This is a genomic window from Arthrobacter sp. ZBG10, from assembly GCF_001238605.1.
Classification (GTDB): Bacteria; Actinomycetota; Actinomycetes; order Actinomycetales; family Micrococcaceae; genus Arthrobacter.
The window spans coordinates 1-16,959 of record NZ_LFQH01000072.1; the positions used below are offsets into that span (position 1 = coordinate 1).

General features: G+C 67.0%; 14 protein-coding genes. 8 read left to right on the forward strand and 6 right to left on the reverse strand.

What is annotated here, in order from left to right:
- Nucleotides 1-37: 37 nt before the first annotated feature.
- Together ACU18_RS16710 and ACU18_RS16715 are read right to left on the reverse strand one after the other, a co-directional pair.
- The gene (locus ACU18_RS16710) at nucleotides 38-2,464 is read right to left on the reverse strand and encodes a DEAD/DEAH box helicase (protein WP_082178384.1); all 2,427 of its coding nucleotides are present in this window, start codon (nucleotides 2,462-2,464) and stop codon (nucleotides 38-40) included.
- Nucleotides 2,465-2,541: 77 nt separating this feature from the next.
- Nucleotides 2,542-3,234, reverse strand: coding sequence for a GNAT family N-acetyltransferase (locus ACU18_RS16715; RefSeq protein WP_050687418.1), 693 nt, complete (start codon nucleotides 3,232-3,234; stop codon nucleotides 2,542-2,544).
- 142 nt (nucleotides 3,235-3,376) lie between these two features.
- Here ACU18_RS16715 and trhO point away from each other — a divergent pair, with 142 nt between their 5' ends.
- Nucleotides 3,377-4,270 (forward strand): oxygen-dependent tRNA uridine(34) hydroxylase TrhO, encoded by an 894-nt coding sequence (gene trhO, locus ACU18_RS16720; protein ID WP_050687421.1) that lies wholly within the window; start codon nucleotides 3,377-3,379, stop codon nucleotides 4,268-4,270.
- Here the strand turns inward: trhO and ACU18_RS16725 are convergent.
- Nucleotides 4,267-4,854, reverse strand: a complete 588-nt coding sequence (locus tag ACU18_RS16725; RefSeq protein ID WP_050687422.1) for a hypothetical protein — start codon at nucleotides 4,852-4,854, stop codon at nucleotides 4,267-4,269. The genes trhO and ACU18_RS16725 overlap by 4 nt on opposite strands.
- Before the next feature lie 47 nt (nucleotides 4,855-4,901).
- Complete coding sequence (locus ACU18_RS16730) at nucleotides 4,902-5,408, reverse strand: DUF6023 family protein (RefSeq protein WP_050687424.1); 507 nt, start codon at nucleotides 5,406-5,408, stop codon at nucleotides 4,902-4,904.
- Nucleotides 5,409-5,482: 74 nt separating this feature from the next.
- Between ACU18_RS16730 and ACU18_RS16735 the strand changes: the two genes are divergently transcribed.
- From ACU18_RS16735 to proC, 5 genes are all read left to right on the forward strand, one after another.
- Entirely contained in the window at nucleotides 5,483-7,132 is a 1,650-nt protein-coding gene (locus ACU18_RS16735; protein WP_050687427.1) for a N5-glutamine methyltransferase family protein, read from the forward strand.
- A 123-nt stretch (nucleotides 7,133-7,255) separates the two neighbouring features.
- The gene (gene topA / locus ACU18_RS16740; RefSeq protein ID WP_050687429.1) at nucleotides 7,256-9,985 is read left to right on the forward strand and encodes a type I DNA topoisomerase; all 2,730 of its coding nucleotides are present in this window, start codon (nucleotides 7,256-7,258) and stop codon (nucleotides 9,983-9,985) included.
- A 114-nt stretch (nucleotides 9,986-10,099) separates the two neighbouring features.
- Nucleotides 10,100-10,552, forward strand: coding sequence for an SseB family protein (locus ACU18_RS16745; protein ID WP_050687431.1), 453 nt, complete (start codon nucleotides 10,100-10,102; stop codon nucleotides 10,550-10,552).
- Nucleotides 10,553-10,637: 85 nt separating this feature from the next.
- Complete coding sequence (locus ACU18_RS16750; RefSeq protein ID WP_050687433.1) at nucleotides 10,638-11,642, forward strand: Ppx/GppA phosphatase family protein; 1,005 nt, start codon at nucleotides 10,638-10,640, stop codon at nucleotides 11,640-11,642.
- A gap of 275 nt (nucleotides 11,643-11,917) precedes the next feature.
- Nucleotides 11,918-12,751 carry a pyrroline-5-carboxylate reductase gene (gene proC, locus ACU18_RS16755; protein ID WP_050687435.1) on the forward strand — a complete coding sequence of 278 codons (834 nt, stop codon included), beginning with the start codon at nucleotides 11,918-11,920 and terminating at the stop codon, nucleotides 12,749-12,751.
- Nucleotides 12,752-12,785: 34 nt separating this feature from the next.
- Here the strand turns inward: proC and ACU18_RS16760 are convergent, their stop codons facing one another.
- Nucleotides 12,786-13,424: a potassium channel family protein gene (locus ACU18_RS16760; RefSeq protein WP_018761823.1), complete on the reverse strand. Its 639-nt coding sequence runs from the start codon at nucleotides 13,422-13,424 to the stop codon at nucleotides 12,786-12,788.
- A 40-nt stretch (nucleotides 13,425-13,464) separates the two neighbouring features.
- Nucleotides 13,465-14,898, reverse strand: coding sequence for a TrkH family potassium uptake protein (locus ACU18_RS16765; protein WP_050687439.1), 1,434 nt, complete (start codon nucleotides 14,896-14,898; stop codon nucleotides 13,465-13,467).
- A 103-nt stretch (nucleotides 14,899-15,001) separates the two neighbouring features.
- Between ACU18_RS16765 and ACU18_RS16770 the strand changes: the two genes are divergently transcribed.
- A complete protein-coding gene (locus ACU18_RS16770; RefSeq protein WP_050687441.1) occupies nucleotides 15,002-16,213 on the forward strand; it encodes an acetoin utilization protein AcuC in 1,212 nt (403 codons plus the stop codon).
- Nucleotides 16,214-16,290: 77 nt separating this feature from the next.
- Nucleotides 16,291-16,887 carry an ArsR/SmtB family transcription factor gene (locus ACU18_RS16775; protein WP_050687443.1) on the forward strand — a complete coding sequence of 199 codons (597 nt, stop codon included), beginning with the start codon at nucleotides 16,291-16,293 and terminating at the stop codon, nucleotides 16,885-16,887.
- Nucleotides 16,888-16,959: the final 72 nt, after the last annotated feature.

The window sequence follows — 16,959 nt, forward strand, 5'->3', positions numbered from 1 at the left end:
TGAACTGCAGGTCCGGTCCGGCGCCGTGAACTCCTGGTCAGCCGGTGCTGCCGTCGGCTGGCGCTGGCCGGTTGTAGTCCTGGCCCCAACCGGCGCAACCTGCAGGAGCCGGCGGCATCGCTTCGGTTGCGTCCTTCAGGAGCACCCCCAGGAGCGTCACGGCGCCGGCCTTGTCCAAAGGGTTGTTTTTGTTCCCGCACTTAGGGGACTGGACACAGGAGGGGCAACCGGACTCGCATTCGCAGGCCCGGATGGCGTCGCGGGTGGCCGTCAGCCAGACCTTGGCCTTGTCGAAGGCGCGTTCGGCGAAACCTGCCCCGCCAGGGTGTCCGTCATAGACGAAGATGGTGGGCACTCCGGTGTCGGCGTGCAGCGCTGTGGAAACCCCTCCGATGTCCCACCTGTCACTGGAGGCCACCAGCGGCAGCAAGCCGATGGCCGCATGTTCGGCGGCGTGCAGGGCGCCGGGAAATTCGGCTTCGACGAGCCCCGCCCCGGTCAGGGACCGGTTCCCCACCTCGAACCACACCGCCTTGGTAAAAAGATCCCTCGCGCCGAGTTCCAGCGGCTCCTCGCCGAGGACCTCGTTGGAGATCAAAGCCTTGCGCTGGAAGGAAACCACCTGCGTGGTCACCTTGACCTCGCCGAAATGCACCGAAACGTCGCCCCACGTGGCGGTCCGCTGGGTCTCGAGGACCTCGATCTGAGTGACGTCGCGGGCCGTGGTGTAAAAATCGGGATTGGCCCGGCGCACCATCACGCAGTGGTCGTCCTCGTTGAGGTCCTCCACCACGTAGCTGTCCCCCTGATGGACGTACACGGCCCCGGTGTGGGCCTGGTAGTGCGTTTGCGGGGAATCCATGGTCCCCAGCAGGGACCCGGTGTCGGCGTCCACGATGTTGACCGGCCCGCCGCCGTCCGCCCGGAGATTGACCATGGCGGCGGCACTCTGGGAATGCGTCCAGAACCACCCCGCGGGCCGGCGACGGAGGTATCCCTGCGCCACCAGCTGATCCAGGAGTCCCTCGGCCGAAGGACCAAACAGGGCCAGTTCGCCGGTTCCCAGCGGAAGTTCAGCTGCCGCGGCGCACAGGTGCGGTCCCAGGACGTAGGGGTTGGATGGGTCAAACACGGTGGCTTCCACGGAAACGTCGAAGATCGCCTCCGGATGGTTCACCAGGAACGTATCCAACGGATCGTCGCTGGCCACAAAGGCGGCGATGGCGTCCTGCCCCGCCCGGCCGGCCCGGCCGATCTGCTGGAACAGGGACGCCCGGGTCCCCGGCCAGCCGGCAACGAGGACGGCGTCGAGCCCGGAAATATCGATGCCCAGTTCCAGCGCCGAGGTGCTGGACACCCCCAGAAGTTCCCCGGAGCGGAGGGCCTTCTCCACCGCCCGCCGCTCCTCAGGAAGGTACCCCGAGCGGTAGGCTGCCACCCGCTGCGGCAGGCTGGGATCCACCTCGTCCAGAAGTCGCTTGGTGATGGCCGAGATGGTCTCCGCCCCGCGCCGCGACTTGATGAACGCGATGGTGCGGATGCGCGCCGACACCAGGTTGGCCAGCAGGTCCGCTGTTTCGGCCACAGCGGTGCGCCGCACGTTGGCGCCGTTCTCGCCCCGGGCCTCGGTCAGCGCCGGCTCCCAGAAAGCCACTGTGGTGGCCCCGTGGGGCGAGCAGTCCGTGGACACGGCCTCCACCGGGGCGCCGATCAACCGGGAGAACGAGGTATCCGGGTCCGAAGCCGTGGCGGAAGCCGCGATGAACACCGGCTCCGGGAAGGACGTTCCCGCCCCGTAGTAGGCACAGATCCGCCGCAGCCGCCGCATCAGGTTGGCCACGTGCGAGCCGAACACACCCCGGTAGCTGTGCGCCTCATCAACGATCACGTAGCGCAGCCGGCGGAAGAACCCGGCCCACCACGCATGGTTGGGAAGGATCCCGAAGTGCAGCATGTCCGGGTTCGCCAGGATGAAGTTGGCGTGGTCCCGGATCCAGCGCCGGGATGCCGGGTCGGTGTCGCCGTCGTAGGTTTCCGCGCGGACGGTAGGCAGCTTCAGGGCCCGGATCGCATTAAGCTGGTCGGCCGCCAGCGCCTTGGTGGGGGAGAGGTAAAGGGTCACGGCGCCGTCGTCGTGGATCCTGCCGGGTTCAGCGAGCACCCGCAGCTCCGAACGGTGGATGGCGTCCAGGGCAGGCAACTGATACGCCAACGACTTGCCAGACGCCGTTCCGGTGGCCACCACAACATGCCTGCCGGCGTGGGCCACGTCTGCCGCGTGGACCTGATGCTTGTAGGGTTCGTGGATCCCCAACGTGCCATAGGCCGCCACAACGTCGGGGTGCACCCATTCCGGCCACGGCGCGTGCACTGCTTCGCGTGCCGGGATGGTGCGGACATGACGGAGCTGTTCCGGATCCGGGCCGCGGCCCAGCAGGGGAATCAGGGAGTCATGGGGGTTCACCCCGACATTCTTTCATCCGGCGGCACCCGGCGACGCCGAATCCGCCCAAGGGGTAACCGGCGGCCGGCGCCCGGCCGTCAGCTGAGGGAAAGGTCCCCGCCGTTGTGGTCTGCCGAAAGCATCAGAACCCGGGAGACTGCGGTCCAGCCGAGGTGGGAATACAGTTTCTGGCCGTCGGTGGAGGCCAGCAGCAGCCCGTTCAGCACATCATGGCCGAAGGCCTGCGCCGCGAGGGCCCGCATGATGAAACTGCCCAGGCCGCGGCGCTGGAACGCCGGGTCCGTAACGATCTTGTCGAACACCGCGGTGTTGCCCACCACAAACAGCCTGCCGCTGGCGGCGATGGTTTCGCCGGACCGCACTTCGGCGTAGTGCACGCCGTCCGTTTCGGAGGTGGACAGTTCCAGGTCATCGTCAGGCAGCCACGGATCCTCGGCGTCCTGGGTTTCCATGTCCACAATCATCATGGTCTGCGAATCCGAGGTCACGTTGAGCCTGTGCTGCTGCGCCAGCCGGGCGTACCGGGCGGTGTCGTTGGTGAGGATGGTCAGGACCATGGCCGGCGCCACCGCCACCTTGGCTGCCAGTTCGGCAAATTCAGCGTCCGAGGGGTCGGCTGCAAAGAATTCCCAGTCCCCGCTGCTCTCGGACCGCAAGGCGGCAGGGAACCGGCCCTCGGTGGAGGTGCGGTAGCCGCGGCAACCCGCCCAGCCGGCCACCCATAGTTCAAGAAGGCCTGTGATGTCTTCAATCGTGGTTTCCGGGCTCATGGCATGAGACTATTCCAGCCCGACGGCCAGCAACAGTGGCTGCAACAGTGCTTATCCAATCGTGATGCGCCAACGCCCCGGCCGCAGGCACCCTGCGGCGGGCGGACGGTGTCCGGGAACCCGAGCCGGTACCCTTAAATACGTGGCTTTAAACCGAATTGTGCTCTTTTACGGCTTTACCCCCCTCTCAGACCCGGACGCCGTCCGGCTCTGGCAGCGTGCCCTCTGCGAGAAGCTCGGCCTTACGGGCCGGATCCTGATCTCCCGGGACGGCATCAACGCCACGGTGGGCGGCGAAATCCGCGCGGTAAAGCAGTACGTAAAGACAACCCGCGAATACAAGGGCTTTGCAGGCATCGACATCAAATGGTCCGACGGCGGCGCAGCGGACTTCCCGCGGCTGAGCGTCAAGGTGCGCGATGAGATTGTCTCCTTCGGCGCGCCCGGGGAACTTAAGGTGGACGCGAACGGTGTGGTGGGCGGCGGGAAGCACCTCCAACCCGAGGAACTGCACGAGCTGGTGGCCAACCGGAAACAGGCGGGCGAGGACGTGGTGTTCTTTGACGGCCGGAACGCCTTCGAGGCCCAGATCGGCAAGTTCAAGGACGCGGTGGTGCCCGATGTGGCCACCACGCACGACTTCATCAAGGAGCTGGAGTCCGGCAAGTACGACGCGCTGAAAGACAAACCCGTGGTCACCTACTGCACCGGCGGCATCCGCTGCGAGGTCCTGTCCAGCCTGATGGTCAACCGAGGTTTCAAAGAGGTGTATCAGCTGGACGGCGGGATTGTCAGGTACGGCGAGACCTTCAAGGACCAGGGTCTCTGGGAAGGGTCGCTGTACGTTTTTGACAAGCGGATGCACCTGGAATTCAGCGAGGACGCAAAAACCATCGGCCAGTGCGTCCGCTGCGCAGCCCCGACCAGCAAATTCGAGAACTGTTCCAACCCCAGCTGCCGCACCCTGACGCTGTACTGCTCCGAGTGCGCTGCCAGCCCGGAAACCCTGCGCTGCCCGGAAGGCTGCGCCGCCTAAGGGAACCGGCGGAACCGGTAAGCGTAGTTGCCTGCGGAGCCGGCCTCCACCGTGACGTGCACTGCCGTGTCCGAGGCAAGGTAGACGATGCTTTCGCGGTTGATGCCGCACCGCTGGGCCAGGTCCGCGAGGTCCATGGCGTCGGTGCGGAAGGTAAACACAACGCGCCGCAGGCTCCGGCAGGCCAACGCCAGCGCATAGGTGCCGGCCGCCAGAACCGGAGTGTCCTCCTTGAGGACCTCGCCGGGCGCCAACACGCCGGCGCCGGCGTACGCCACCGGCTGGGAAGCATTGGGCAAGGTCCGGGCCACCCAGTCAGCCAGCCCGTCCGGCGGCACAGGTTCCCGGCGGAGCGGATCGTAGGTGATGTCGGGTTCGGGGGTGGCGGGCGCGGCGGTGGATTGGGGCGCTGAACGCGGCAGGCCGTCGTCGTACGAATATTCGCAGCCAGTCAGGGCGACGGAGGACCCAAGCACCAGCAACCCCACTGACGCACGCCCAAAGGTGGCCGTGAGGGTCCGTGCCTGCGTAGCCCGTGCCCTTTGCAGGCCACGGGGCGCGGAGGATTCCCGCACGGTGGGCATACGTCGACTGTATGCCTGCGGTGGCGGCCGGGCCAGTGCTGCAGGCCTTATTGCGTGGGCGTCACCTGGTACGCAAAGATCAGCGGCGCGTCGACGCTGGACGCGCTGATGTCCAGGGTCCCGGCCGACGGGACCGTGAAGCGTGTGGTCTCGAGGCTGCCGTTGCAGGCCGCACCTGCGTCCACTATTTCAACCCCGTCAACGGACACGGCGAAGAACGCTTTTCCGCCGCCTTCGCAGGTCACGGACAGGGTGTACCGACCCGCCGGAACATCCGCCGCTTCCTGGCTGATCCGGTCCCGGTTGAGGATTTTCCCTTCATCCTGGAGGAGGGTGCCTGGGTCGGTGGGCAGGGCCGTGGCCCGCCACTGTGGGACGTCTGCATTTTCCACGGACAGCCCGGTCGAGCATCCCGACAGTGCCGCTGCCATGACCAACGCCCCCAGTGCGGCCCAGGCGGCGGGCCTGCGGGCCGGCGGGCGCAGGGGCCCGGACAGGCCGGAGGGCCCGGCAGGACGGCGCGCACGCAGGAGGGCAGGGAGGCAGGAAGGCATGCTTCCACGCTACCGCCTGCGCAGGGTGGCATGGCACCTCGGGAGCCGGCGGAGGACCGGACTAAACTTGGCCGGTGCCTAAATCCCCATTCGAGTTCACCGCCGGCAACACCCCCGATGCCCCGCGAAGCGACCGGCCGCACCTGCTGCAGGCCCTGGCCGCGGACCTGCGCCGCGCCGGTTACACGCTGGACGGCGTGGCGCAGCTGCTGGGCCCGTCAGCCTCCGCTGCCCTGAACCGGGACCAGATCATCCCGGCCCAGCTCGCCACGGATGCCGCCGCCAGCCGTGACAGCGGCACCGGGCCGCTGGCCGCCGTCGTCCGTCTTTGGCTCCTCGCCGAACCGCAGGAACGGGTGGCGCTCGACGCCGCGCTGCCGGGCCTGGGTGCGGACGGCTTGGTGGAGCTGGGACTCGTTGAGCCCGTCCCCGGCACCGCGCGGTTCGCAGCGCGCGCCGACCTGCGCCCTTACGGCTGGGATGCCAACACGGACGGCAGCGGCGGCGCCGAACTCTGGGTGGCCAGCGACCTCGCCGCCCACCAGCAGGAAGGCGTGCTGCGGCACGACCACGTGCTGGGCATCGGGCAGGCCTCCACCACCCTGGTCCAAACCACCGTGCGCCGCCACACGGAACGGGCCCTGGACCTGGGCACGGGCTGCGGCATCCAGGCGTTCCATCTCCTGCATCACTGTGAACACGTCACCGCCACGGACATCTCCGAACGGGCCCTGGCTTTTGCCCGCTTCAATATCCTGCTCAACGCCGGGGCCCTGTCCGTGGACCCGGACCGGCTGGCGGACCGGGTGAGCCTTCGCCTGGGATCACTGTTGGAGCCCGTGGCCGGTGAGGAATTCGACCTGGTGGTTTCCAACCCGCCGTTCGTGATCACCCCGCGCCGGTCAGGCGAGGACGCCGCCGGCCAGTTCACCTACCGGGACGGCGGCCTCCCCGGTGACGACATCGTGGCCTCCCTCGTGGCAGGGCTTCCCGGCGTGCTGGCCCCGGGCGGGACGGCGCAGCTGCTGGGCAACTGGGAAGTGGAGGCCGGCACTGAATGGCACCACCGGCCCCGGGCCTGGGTCAGCCCCGGCACCGACGCCTGGTTCATCCAGCGCGAGCAGGTCAGCCCCGAACAATACGCCGAAACCTGGCTGCAGGACGCCTCCGAGTCCCGGAACCGGGACCATTACCGGGAGGCCTACGGGGCCTACCTCGCGGACTTCGCAAGCCGGAACGTGGCAGGGATCGGGTTCGGCATGGTCTGGCTCCGCCGGCCCGCGGCCCCCGGCCAGGCCACCATCAGCCGGTTCGAGGAAATCACCTACCCCATCGAGCAGCCCATCGGCCCGCACCTGGGCGCCGCCGTGGAGCGCAACGACGACGTGGCAGCGGACAGCATCGAAGCGGCGCACCTCATCGTGGCCGAGGACGTCACGGAGGAACGGCACCAGCGTCCCGGTGCCGAGCACCCGGGCGTGATCCTGCTCCGGCAGGGCGCCGGCCTGCGCCGGACCAACCTGTTGAGCACCGCACTGGCGGGGTTTGTGTCCGCCTGCGACGGCGACCTGACCGCCGGCCAGATCGCCGGTGCGCTGGAGGCCCTGCTGGGCGGAAGCCTGGCCGGGGAGGACGGATTCGATGCCCTGTCCTTCCGGCAGGAACTGCTCGCCGAAGTGGAAAACCTGGTCCGCGACGGCTTCCTCCTTCGGGCGGCCGGCTGACCCGTTCCGGCCGCTTCGCGGAGGCCGGTGTTTTCCACAGGAATGCGCACATTGGCCCAAAATATGGTGAACTAGGCCAATATGGGCTCATCTGCCCCAGCAACCTTTTTCTGTAGGAGCATCGTGCCAAGCAAGGCCAAAACCGGCAAGAAACTCGTGATTGTGGAGTCTCCGGCCAAGAGCAAGACCATCGCCAAGTACCTCGGCGAGGGTTTCATCGTTGAGGCCTCCATCGGTCACATCCGCGACCTGCCGCAGCCGTCCGAGCTCCCCGCGGAACTGAAAAAGACCTCCGTCGGCAAGTTCGCCGTCGACATTGACCACGACTTCAAGCCCTATTACGTCGTGTCAGCAGATAAAAAGAAGAAGGTGTCCGAGCTCAAAGCCGCGCTCAAGGATGCCGACGAACTTTACCTCGCAACTGATGGGGACCGCGAGGGCGAGGCCATCGCGTGGCACCTGCTGGAAGTCCTCAAGCCCAAGGTCCCGGTGTACCGGATGACGTTCGGTGAAATCACCAAGGAAGCCATCCAGCGCGCCATGGGAAACCTGCGCGACGTGGACACGGCACTCGTGGACGCACAGGAAACCCGCCGTGTGCTGGACCGCCTGTACGGCTACGAGATCTCCCCGGTGCTGTGGCGCAAGGTGGCCCGCGGCCTGTCCGCCGGGCGTGTGCAGTCCGTGGTGACCCGCATGGTGGTGGACCGCGAACGCGAACGCATGGCGTTCCGCGCCGCGTCCTACTGGGACCTGACCGGCCAGTTCGGGGCCGGGTCCGGCTCCTTCAAGGCCAAACTGGCTGCCGTGGACGGTGCCAAGGTGGCCACCGGCCGGGACTTCAACGACGACGGCGTCCTCACCTCCCGCAACGTTGCCCACCTCAACGAGGAGCTGGCCACGTCGCTGGCAGCAGGGCTCCAGGACGCCGCGTTCGCCGTCCGCTCCGTGGACACCAAGCCGTACACCCGGCGCCCCGCCGCGCCGTTCACCACGTCCACGCTGCAGCAGGAAGCCGGCCGCAAGCTCCGGTTCTCCTCCAAAAGCACCATGCAGGTGGCGCAGCGGCTGTACGAAAACGGCTACATCACCTATATGCGTACCGACTCCTCCTCGCTGAGCGACGAGGCCGTCACGGCCGCCCGCCGGCAGGCATCTGAGCTGTACGGCCCGGAGTACATCCCGGCCACCCCGCGCGTCTACTCCGGCAAGGCCGCCAACGCCCAGGAAGCCCACGAGGCCATCCGTCCCGCCGGCGACTCCTTCCGCACCCCGGCGCAGGTGGCCAAGCAGCTCTCCGGCGACGAGTTCCGCCTCTATGAACTGGTCTGGAAGCGGACCGTCGCCTCCCAGATGGGTGACGCCAAGGGTTCCACGGCCACCATCCGCCTGGGCGCCACCGCCACGGACGGCCGCGACGCCGAATTCTCCGCTTCCGGCACCGTGATCACCTTCCCGGGCTTCCTGGCCGCCTACGAGGAAGGCAAGGACGAAAGCCGCGGCGACGACGACTCGGACGACGCCCGCCGCCTCCCGAACGTGGGCAAGGGAGACGCGCTGACGGCGTCGGACATCCTGGCAGTTGGCCACGAAACCTCGCCGCCGCCGCGCTTCACCGAAGCGTCGCTGACCGCGGAGCTGGAGAAGAAGGGCATCGGCCGGCCGTCCACGTACGCCTCGACGATCTCCACCATCCAGGACCGCGGGTACGTCCGGAAGCAGGGCTCCGCGCTGGTGCCAAGCTGGATCGCGTTCTCCGTGGTCCGCCTCCTCGAGCAGCACTTCACCGACTACGTGGACTACGAATTCACCGCTGACATGGAAGGCGACCTGGACAAGATCGCCAACGGCCAGGCTGTCGGAGCTGCCTGGCTGCGGCACTTCTACTTCGGTGAAGACGCCGACCCGGGCCTGCTCAGCATCGTCAACAACCTCGGCGAGATCGATGCCCGCGAAATCAATTCGATCCCCATCACGGACGAGATCACGCTGCGGGTGGGCAAATTCGGCCCGTACCTGGAAAGTTCCGCCGCCACGGTGGATCCCAAAACCGGCGAAATTGTGGAGAACTCCCGCGCCAACGTCCCCGAGGACCTCGCACCCGACGAGCTCACCGCAGCCAAGGCCGTGGAACTCATGGAGACCGCTGCGCCGGAGGAGCGGGTGCTGGGTGCTGACCCGCACACCGGCCACACGGTGGTGGCCAAAAACGGCCGCTACGGCGCCTACGTCACCGAAGTCATTCCGGAAATGACCGAGGAACAGATCGCCAACCAGCCGGTGGAGTATTACAAAAACGGTAAGCCGAAGCCCCCCAAGAAGCCGGTCAAGGCGAAGCCGCGCACCGGTTCGTTGTTCAAGTCCATGACCGTGGACTCCGTCTCCCTGGATGAGGCGCTGCAGCTTATGAGCCTGCCGCGCGCGCTGGGCGAGGACGCCGAAGGCAACCTCATCACCGTCCAGAACGGCCGGTTCGGCCCGTATCTGAAGAAGGGCACCGACTCCCGCTCCATCGGCACGGAAGAGGAAATCTTCACCATCACGCTGGAGCAGGCGCTGGAAATCTACTCCCAGCCCAAGCAGCGCGGGGCGCGCGCAGCGGTTCCGCCGCTGGCCGAGTTCGGCCCGGACCCCGTCTCGGAGAAGAACATCGTGGTGAAGGAAGGCCGGTTCGGCCCGTACATCACCGACGGCATCACCAACATCACCGTCCCGCGGGCCACCTCCCTGGAGGAACTGACCCGGGAGCAGGCCGTGGAGCTTTTGGCTGAGAAGCGCGCCAAGGGCCCGGTCAAGCGCACGACGACGGCCCGCAAGGCACCTGCCAAAAAGAAGGCCGCTGCCAAGAAGTAAGCCGTGGCCCGGACCGGGGATCAGCCCGGTCCGGGCGCGGATTGTCTCCGGTCCGGGCTGCCCGGCCGGCAGGCAGGAATTGCGGTGCTGCGCGCAACGTGATCGGGTAGGGGGATGAGTGAACAGCCTGCAATGACCGACCCCACGCCCCTGAACGACCTCGAGGAGAATCTCGCCCAGGGCGGCCAGCCCGAGGCCAGCCCCGTGGACGTCATCCTGTCGTTCCTGAACAGCGAGGTCTACATCCTCAGCCCCGATGGTGTGGAAGGCCTGGACGCACAGGTGGAGCCGCTGGTCCTGGGCAACGCCGACGGTGATCCCGTCCTGGCCGTGTTCTCCCACCCCAGCCGGGTGGACGGACAGTTCCTGGAAGCGGCCCCGAACGTGCTGGGCACGCAGGGCGCCGCCATCATCGCCAACATCGGTGAGGAGCTGGGCATGGTCATCAACCCCGGCGCCGCCTACGGTTTCGAAATTAATCCCGAGGGCGTGGCCAACATCAAACGCGACTTCAAGCGCGCCGACGAGCTCGCTGATGACGCCGCCGCGGATCCGGCCGGAGCCTGAGCCAGAACCTGTGACGCAGGACTTGTGACGCCGGGGTGCGTGCCGGGATGCCGGCGCGGTTGCCCGCAGGGGGAATAATGGCAGGATGCGGCTAGGCGTCCTTGATATTGGATCAAACACTGTCCACCTCCTCCTGGTGGATGCCCACCCCGGCGCGCGCCCTGTGCCGTTCGCTTCGCACAAGCGGCCGCTGTCCCTGGTCCAGTACCTGGAGCCGGACGGCAGCATCAGTGACGAGGGCCAGCATGAGCTGACAGAGTTTGTTTTGGAGGCATGGGAGTTCGCCGCCCGGCACAAAGCCGATGACCTCTTGGCGTTCTGTACCTCCGCGATCCGCGAAGCCACCAACGGCGCGGCGGTGCTGGCCCGGGTGAAGCATGAAACCACCGTTACCCTGCAGGAACTGACAGGCAGCGAAGAAGCGTCCATGACGTTCTTCGCTGTCCGCCGCTGGCACGGCTGGGGCGCCGGTCCCATCCTCAACCTGGACATCGGGGGCGGCTCCTTCGAAATGGCGTTCGGCCAGGACGAGCTGCCGGAGATGGCCACCTCCGTTCCGCTCGGCGCCAGCAGGCTGACACGCGACTGGCTGTCCGAGGACCCGCCCTCGGCCCGCAGCGTCAAGGAACTCCGCCGCTACATCCGGGCCACCCTGAAGCCTGCAGTCAGCAGCTTCGACGGGCTTGGCAGGGCCAACGTGGTGGCCGGAACCTCCAAAACCTTCCGTTCGCTGGCCCGGATCGCCGGCGCAGCCCCCAGCGCTTCCGGTCCCTACATCAAACGTGAACTGCAGGCCTTCGACCTTGGCGTCTGGGCGCAGCGGATCTCGGCCATGAAGGCCGAGGACAGATTGCACCTGCCGGGTGTCTCGGAGGCGCGCGCGCACCAGCTCCTGGCCGGCGCCCTGGTGGCGGAGGCGGCGCTGGAACTCTTCAAATTCAAGAAGGTCCGGATCTGCCCCTGGGCGCTGCGCGAGGGCCTCATCCTGCGGCGGCTGGACCAGCTGGTGTTTGCCGGCCCGCTGGAGCCCGCGCCGCACGTTGCTGCAGCCGCAGGCCGGATTGCCGCCGAGGCTCCTGCCGGCGCCTGACCGTTGGTTTTCCCGGCGCCTGGCTCCCGGCGTTGGCGTTGGCGTTGGCGTTAAAAGCGAAAGCACCGGGGCCGGCAGCAGGAAAATGGGGGGAAACCCGCTGCCGGCCTCCGGTGCCTCGGGCAGGAATCCCCATCCCTGCCGCATCACTCGCACCCTCAATGAGGTAATAACTACATTAGGGACCCAACTTGTGAAGTCCCTGCAGTGGATCTGGGAGCCGGCTGGGAATCTTCACATCTGCGCCGGAACAGCCGAACTGCAATGATGGAGTCATGAGCAACCGAATCGCATTCCTTGGCTGTGGATCCATGAACGAAGCCATCCTTGGTGGCCTGGTGGAATCGGGAACAAGTCCCGCAGACATCGTGGCCACCGTCCGGAGGGCCGGTCGCGCTGCGGAACTTGCCGAACGCCATCCGGGAATCACCGCCATTGCCGGCGAAGAGGAACCGGACAACAACAAGCAGGCCAGCATTGGCTCTGCCGTGGTCATCCTTGGCGTCAAACCGGTGGGCATCGCCGACCTGGCCCGCGAAATCAGCGGCTCCCTGTCGCCGGACACCATCGTGGTGAGCGTCGCGGCGGCAGTGTCCCTTGCCCAGCTTGAAGCTGCCCTGCCGGATGGCCAGCCCGTCATCAGGTCCATGCCCAACACGCCGGCCCGGCTTGGCCGCGGCGTGGTATCGGTCTCCCCGGGCACCAACTGCTCCCCGGACCAGCTGCAGCTGGTCAAGGAACTCCTGCAGGGCACCGGAACCGTGGTGGAAGTACCCGAGGAGCACGTGGACGCGCTCTCGGCCATCAGTGGCTCCGGCCCGGCCTACGCGTTTTACCTCGCCGAGGCCATGGCGACCGCTGGAGAGGAACTGGGGCTGGACCGCGAACTGTCCCAGCTCCTGGCCCGCGAAACCGTGGCCGGAGCCGGCTTTATGCTGGCGGAACCAGGCGCCGATGCTGCCGCGCTGCGTAAATCGGTGACCAGCCCCAACGGCACCACCGAACGCGCCATTGCAACGTTCGACGAGCAGGGCATCCCCGCGATCATTGCCGCCGGCGCCCGCGCCGCCGCAGACCGGGCAGCGGAAATCACGCAACAGCTCGGCTGAGGCCCTGGTCCACCGCCACCGCCACCGTTCGGGATCAGGGCCTTGCCGCGAAGCGTTCCAGCAGGTCCACGTGGCCTGACACGATCAGCATGTCGCGGGAGGAGACCTTGGTTTCGGGCCGGGCGTAGGTGAAGTCCTCGCCGGGAGACTTCACCCCCACGATGGTCACCCCGTACTTGGAACGGACCTTCGACTCGTCAAGGGTGAAGCCCACTGTTTCGCGGGGCGGGTACATCTTCACGATGGCGAAGTCGTCGTCGAACTCGATGAAGTCCAGCATGCGGCCGGACACCAGGTGTGCGGCCCGGACACCGGCGTCGGCTTCGGGGTAGATCACGTGATTGGCACCGATCCGGGTGAGGATCTTGCCATGGGAGGGCGTAATGGCCTTGACCCACAGGTGTTCGATGCCGAGGTCCACGAGGTTCACGGTGATCAGCACCGAGGACTCGATCGAGGTTCCCACTCCCACAACCGCGGAGCTGAACTCCTGCGCGCCCAGCTGGCGGAGCGCGTCGATGTTCGTGGCGTCCGCCTCCACCACGTGGGTGAGCAGCGGTGCCCATTTCTGGACCAGGTTCCGGTCGCGTTCGATCGCGAGCACTTCGCGGCCCTGCTTCACCAGCTGTTCAGCGGTGGACGACCCGAAGCGGCCCAGCCCGATGACCAGCACGGGTGCGTTGTGGGCCGGCCTGCGGGGAGCGTCTGGTGAACTAGCCAATGATGGGCCTCTCTTCGGGGTAGTGGAACAGCTGGCTGCGCTGGCGCAGCGCCAGTCCGGCGGCGAGGGTCACGGTGCCCACACGGCCGGCAAACATCAGCGCCGTCAGGACATACACGCCTTCCGGCGGCAGCTCGGCGCTCAGGTTGGTGCTGAGCCCCACGGTGGCGAATGCGGAGATCGTCTCGAACAGTACCCGGTCCATGGATTCGCCGCTGATGTGGAGCAGCAGGAACGCTGACACAGAGACCAGCGTGGCTCCGGCCACGATGACCGAGATGGCCACCCGCATGGTGCCCTGCGGGATGGTCCGGCCATAAACCTTTACGTCGGCGTCGCCGCGGGCTTCGGCAACGATGGCCAGGAACATCACGGCAATGGTGGTGACCTTGATGCCGCCGGCTGTTGAAGCGGAGCCGCCGCCGGCAAACATCAGGGCGTCGGTGAGGAGCATGGTGGTGGACTCCATCTGGTTCTGGTCCACCAGGTTGAAGCCGCCGGACCTGGTCATCACGGACGCGAACAGGGAATGGGTGATCTTGTCGCCCAGGTCCATGCCACCGATGGTCCGGAGGTTTTCCCATTCCATCAGCCCCCACAGAACCGAGCCCGAGACCAGGAGGATGAACGAGACCTGGATGGTGAGCTTGGTGTGGAGGTTCCACTTCTTCCAGTTCAGCCCGTTCTGCTGCAGGACCATCACCACGGGGAAGCCCAGGCTGCCCAGGAATACACCCAGCATGAGGGGAACCAGGATCCAGAGGTCCGTCTCGTAGGGGACGATGCCGTCAGAATGGGGCGTGAAGCCTGCGTTGTTGAACGCGGAAATGGCGTAGAAAATACCGTGCCAGACGGACTGCCAGAACGGTTCGCCCAGGGTGAGGAACCGAGGGATCAGGGTCAGCGCCAGGATCCCCTCGATCACCACCGACGTGGTGATGACGATCCGCAGCAGGGTGCCCACCTCACCCAGGCGGCCAGCGTTGTTCATGGCTTCCTGGGCGATCAGCTTGCCGCGGACGCCCAGCCTCTTGCTCACCATCAGCGCGAGCAGCGAGGCGAGTGTCAGCGTGCCGAGACCGCCGACGAAGATGCCCACCAGGATGACCAGCTGACCGAAAAACGACCAGTGCACCGCCGTCGACACCACTGTCAGGCCCGTGACGCAGACTGCCGAGACGGCCGTGAACATGGCCTGGTACAGGGGTGTGGGGGTTCCCGTGGCTGAGGCGAACGGCAGGGACAGCAGGAACGTGAACAACAGGCACACCGCGGCGAATGCGCTGAGGGCAAGGCGGGCGGGGGAGGTGTTGGCGATGTCGTCAATGAAGTCGCGCAGCCGCGTGAAGATCCAGAGGCCCTCCCGGTCCTGCGCTGCGGGGTGCCAGCTGGCCGGGTTCCGGGGCCTCGACTGGCTTTGCGTCATGTGTGCTTTTCCTCGGTCGAAACTGCTTCCCTGAGTAGTAAACCACTAATACCGGCGTAATGGCCGGGGCTTCGGGGCACCGCGCTCCGGTAGCCTGTGATTGATGACATACCTGCCCGGTCTCAGCCAGCCCGCGCCGCCAACCACTGTGGCGTGGAGCCCTGCCATGACGGCCTACAACTTTGGTCCCGGCCACCCGATGGCGCCTGAGCGGATGGACCTGACGGCGCGGCTGGCCGGCAGCCTGGGCCTCTTCGACCTGCCGCACGTGGACGTCGCGGCCCCGGAAGTGGCCACGGACCAGGAACTGTCGACAGTGCACTCCGCCGACTTCGTGGCGGCCGTGCGCCGCGTCAGTACCGATCCCACCCAGACGGACCAGGCCCGCGGCCTGGGGACCGATGATGATCCTGCCTTCGCCGGCATGCACGAGGCCGCCGGCCGGCTGGCGGGCGGCTCGCTGATGTCTGCCTCGCGGATCCTGGATGGCTCCGCGCTGCATGCGGTGAATTTCGGTGGCGGCATGCACCATGCGTCCCGGGAGAGGGCCAGCGGGTTCTGTATTTACAACGACGCGGCCCTGGCCGTGCAGCGGCTGCTGGACGGCGGCGTCAGCAAAGTGGCGTACATCGACGTGGACGCCCACCACGGCGACGGGACGCAGAGCATCTTCTGGGACGATCCCAGGGTGCTCACCGTGTCGCTGCATGAAAGCGGCCTGACCCTGTTTCCCGGGACCGGCTTCGCCAACGAGACCGGCGGGACCAATGCCGAAGGAACGGCGGTGAACGTTGCGTTGCCGTCAGGGACCGGGGACGCCGGCTGGCTGCGGGCCTTCCACGCCGTGGTGCCGCAACTGGTGGCTGCCTTTGCGCCGGAGGTGATTGTCAGCCAGCACGGCTGCGACTCGCACCGCGGGGACCCCCTCACGCACCTCAATCTCAGCGTGGACGGACAACGCGAGGCGGTCACCGCCGTCGGGAATATGGCTGCACGCCATTGCGGCGACCGCTGGATCGCCACCGGCGGCGGTGGATACAACGTGCTCCAAGTGGTTCCTCGGGCCTGGAGCCACCTGATAGCAATCGCCGCGGGCCGTCCGGTGCCGTTGCGGACCCCTGTGCCGGATGACTGGCGCCGGTATGTGGAGGAGAAGTTCGGGACCGCTGCGCCGGGCCTGATGGGCGATGACGTGGAGCTGTGGTGGCGTTCCTGGGAGGTGGGATTTGATCCCAACGACGCCGTGGACCGCACCGTGATGGCCACCCGCAAGGCCGTTTTCCCGGTGCATGGGCTGGACCCGTGGTTTGACTGAAACCGCCCCCGGCCGGGGCACTGCATCCGCCGAAATAGTGGATGCCTTTCGGCGTATATGTCGCTAGGGTGGGAGGCATGGTGACAGACGACGTATTTGCCGTCATTGCGGAATCGACCCGGCGGGACATTTTGGTGTCCCTGCGTGCCGGCGACAAGGCCGTGGGGGAATTGGTGGAGGAGCTGGCCGCGAGCCAGCCCACAATTTCGAAGCACCTGAAAGTTCTGCGCGAGGCCCAGCTGGTCAGCATGCGGGCCCAGGGCCAGAAGCGTTACTACGCTCTGAACCGGAAGCCGCTGGAGGGCATTGCCAGCTGGCTGGAGACGTTCGACGTCGGCGGCGGGGCTGCCGCGGAGACGGCCCCTTCCGTACAGCCGCCTGCGCCGGGCCAGGCTCCGGCGTTTGTGGTGGCAGCACCGGCCCCGTCTGCAGAAACCACAGCCCGCTCCACCGCAGGCGACATACCGCTGGCAGCCGTTGCGGACTCCAGCCCGGCGGATGTCCTGGTGCGGGACGGTGCCGAGTTGAGTGCCGCCGTCGTGATTCCCGGCGGCACCAGCACCACGCTCAGCGACGACACTGTTCCCCAGCAGATTGGCCGCACCGTGGGCCGTGCCGCCACGAAGGCCGCGGACCTGCTGGCGAACCTCCCCAAGTTCGGCCGCAAGAAGTAGCCCTCACCCAACTGACTCGCAGTTGTTGTCGTTTTCAGCGCTCAAAACGACAACAACTGCGAGTCAGTTGGG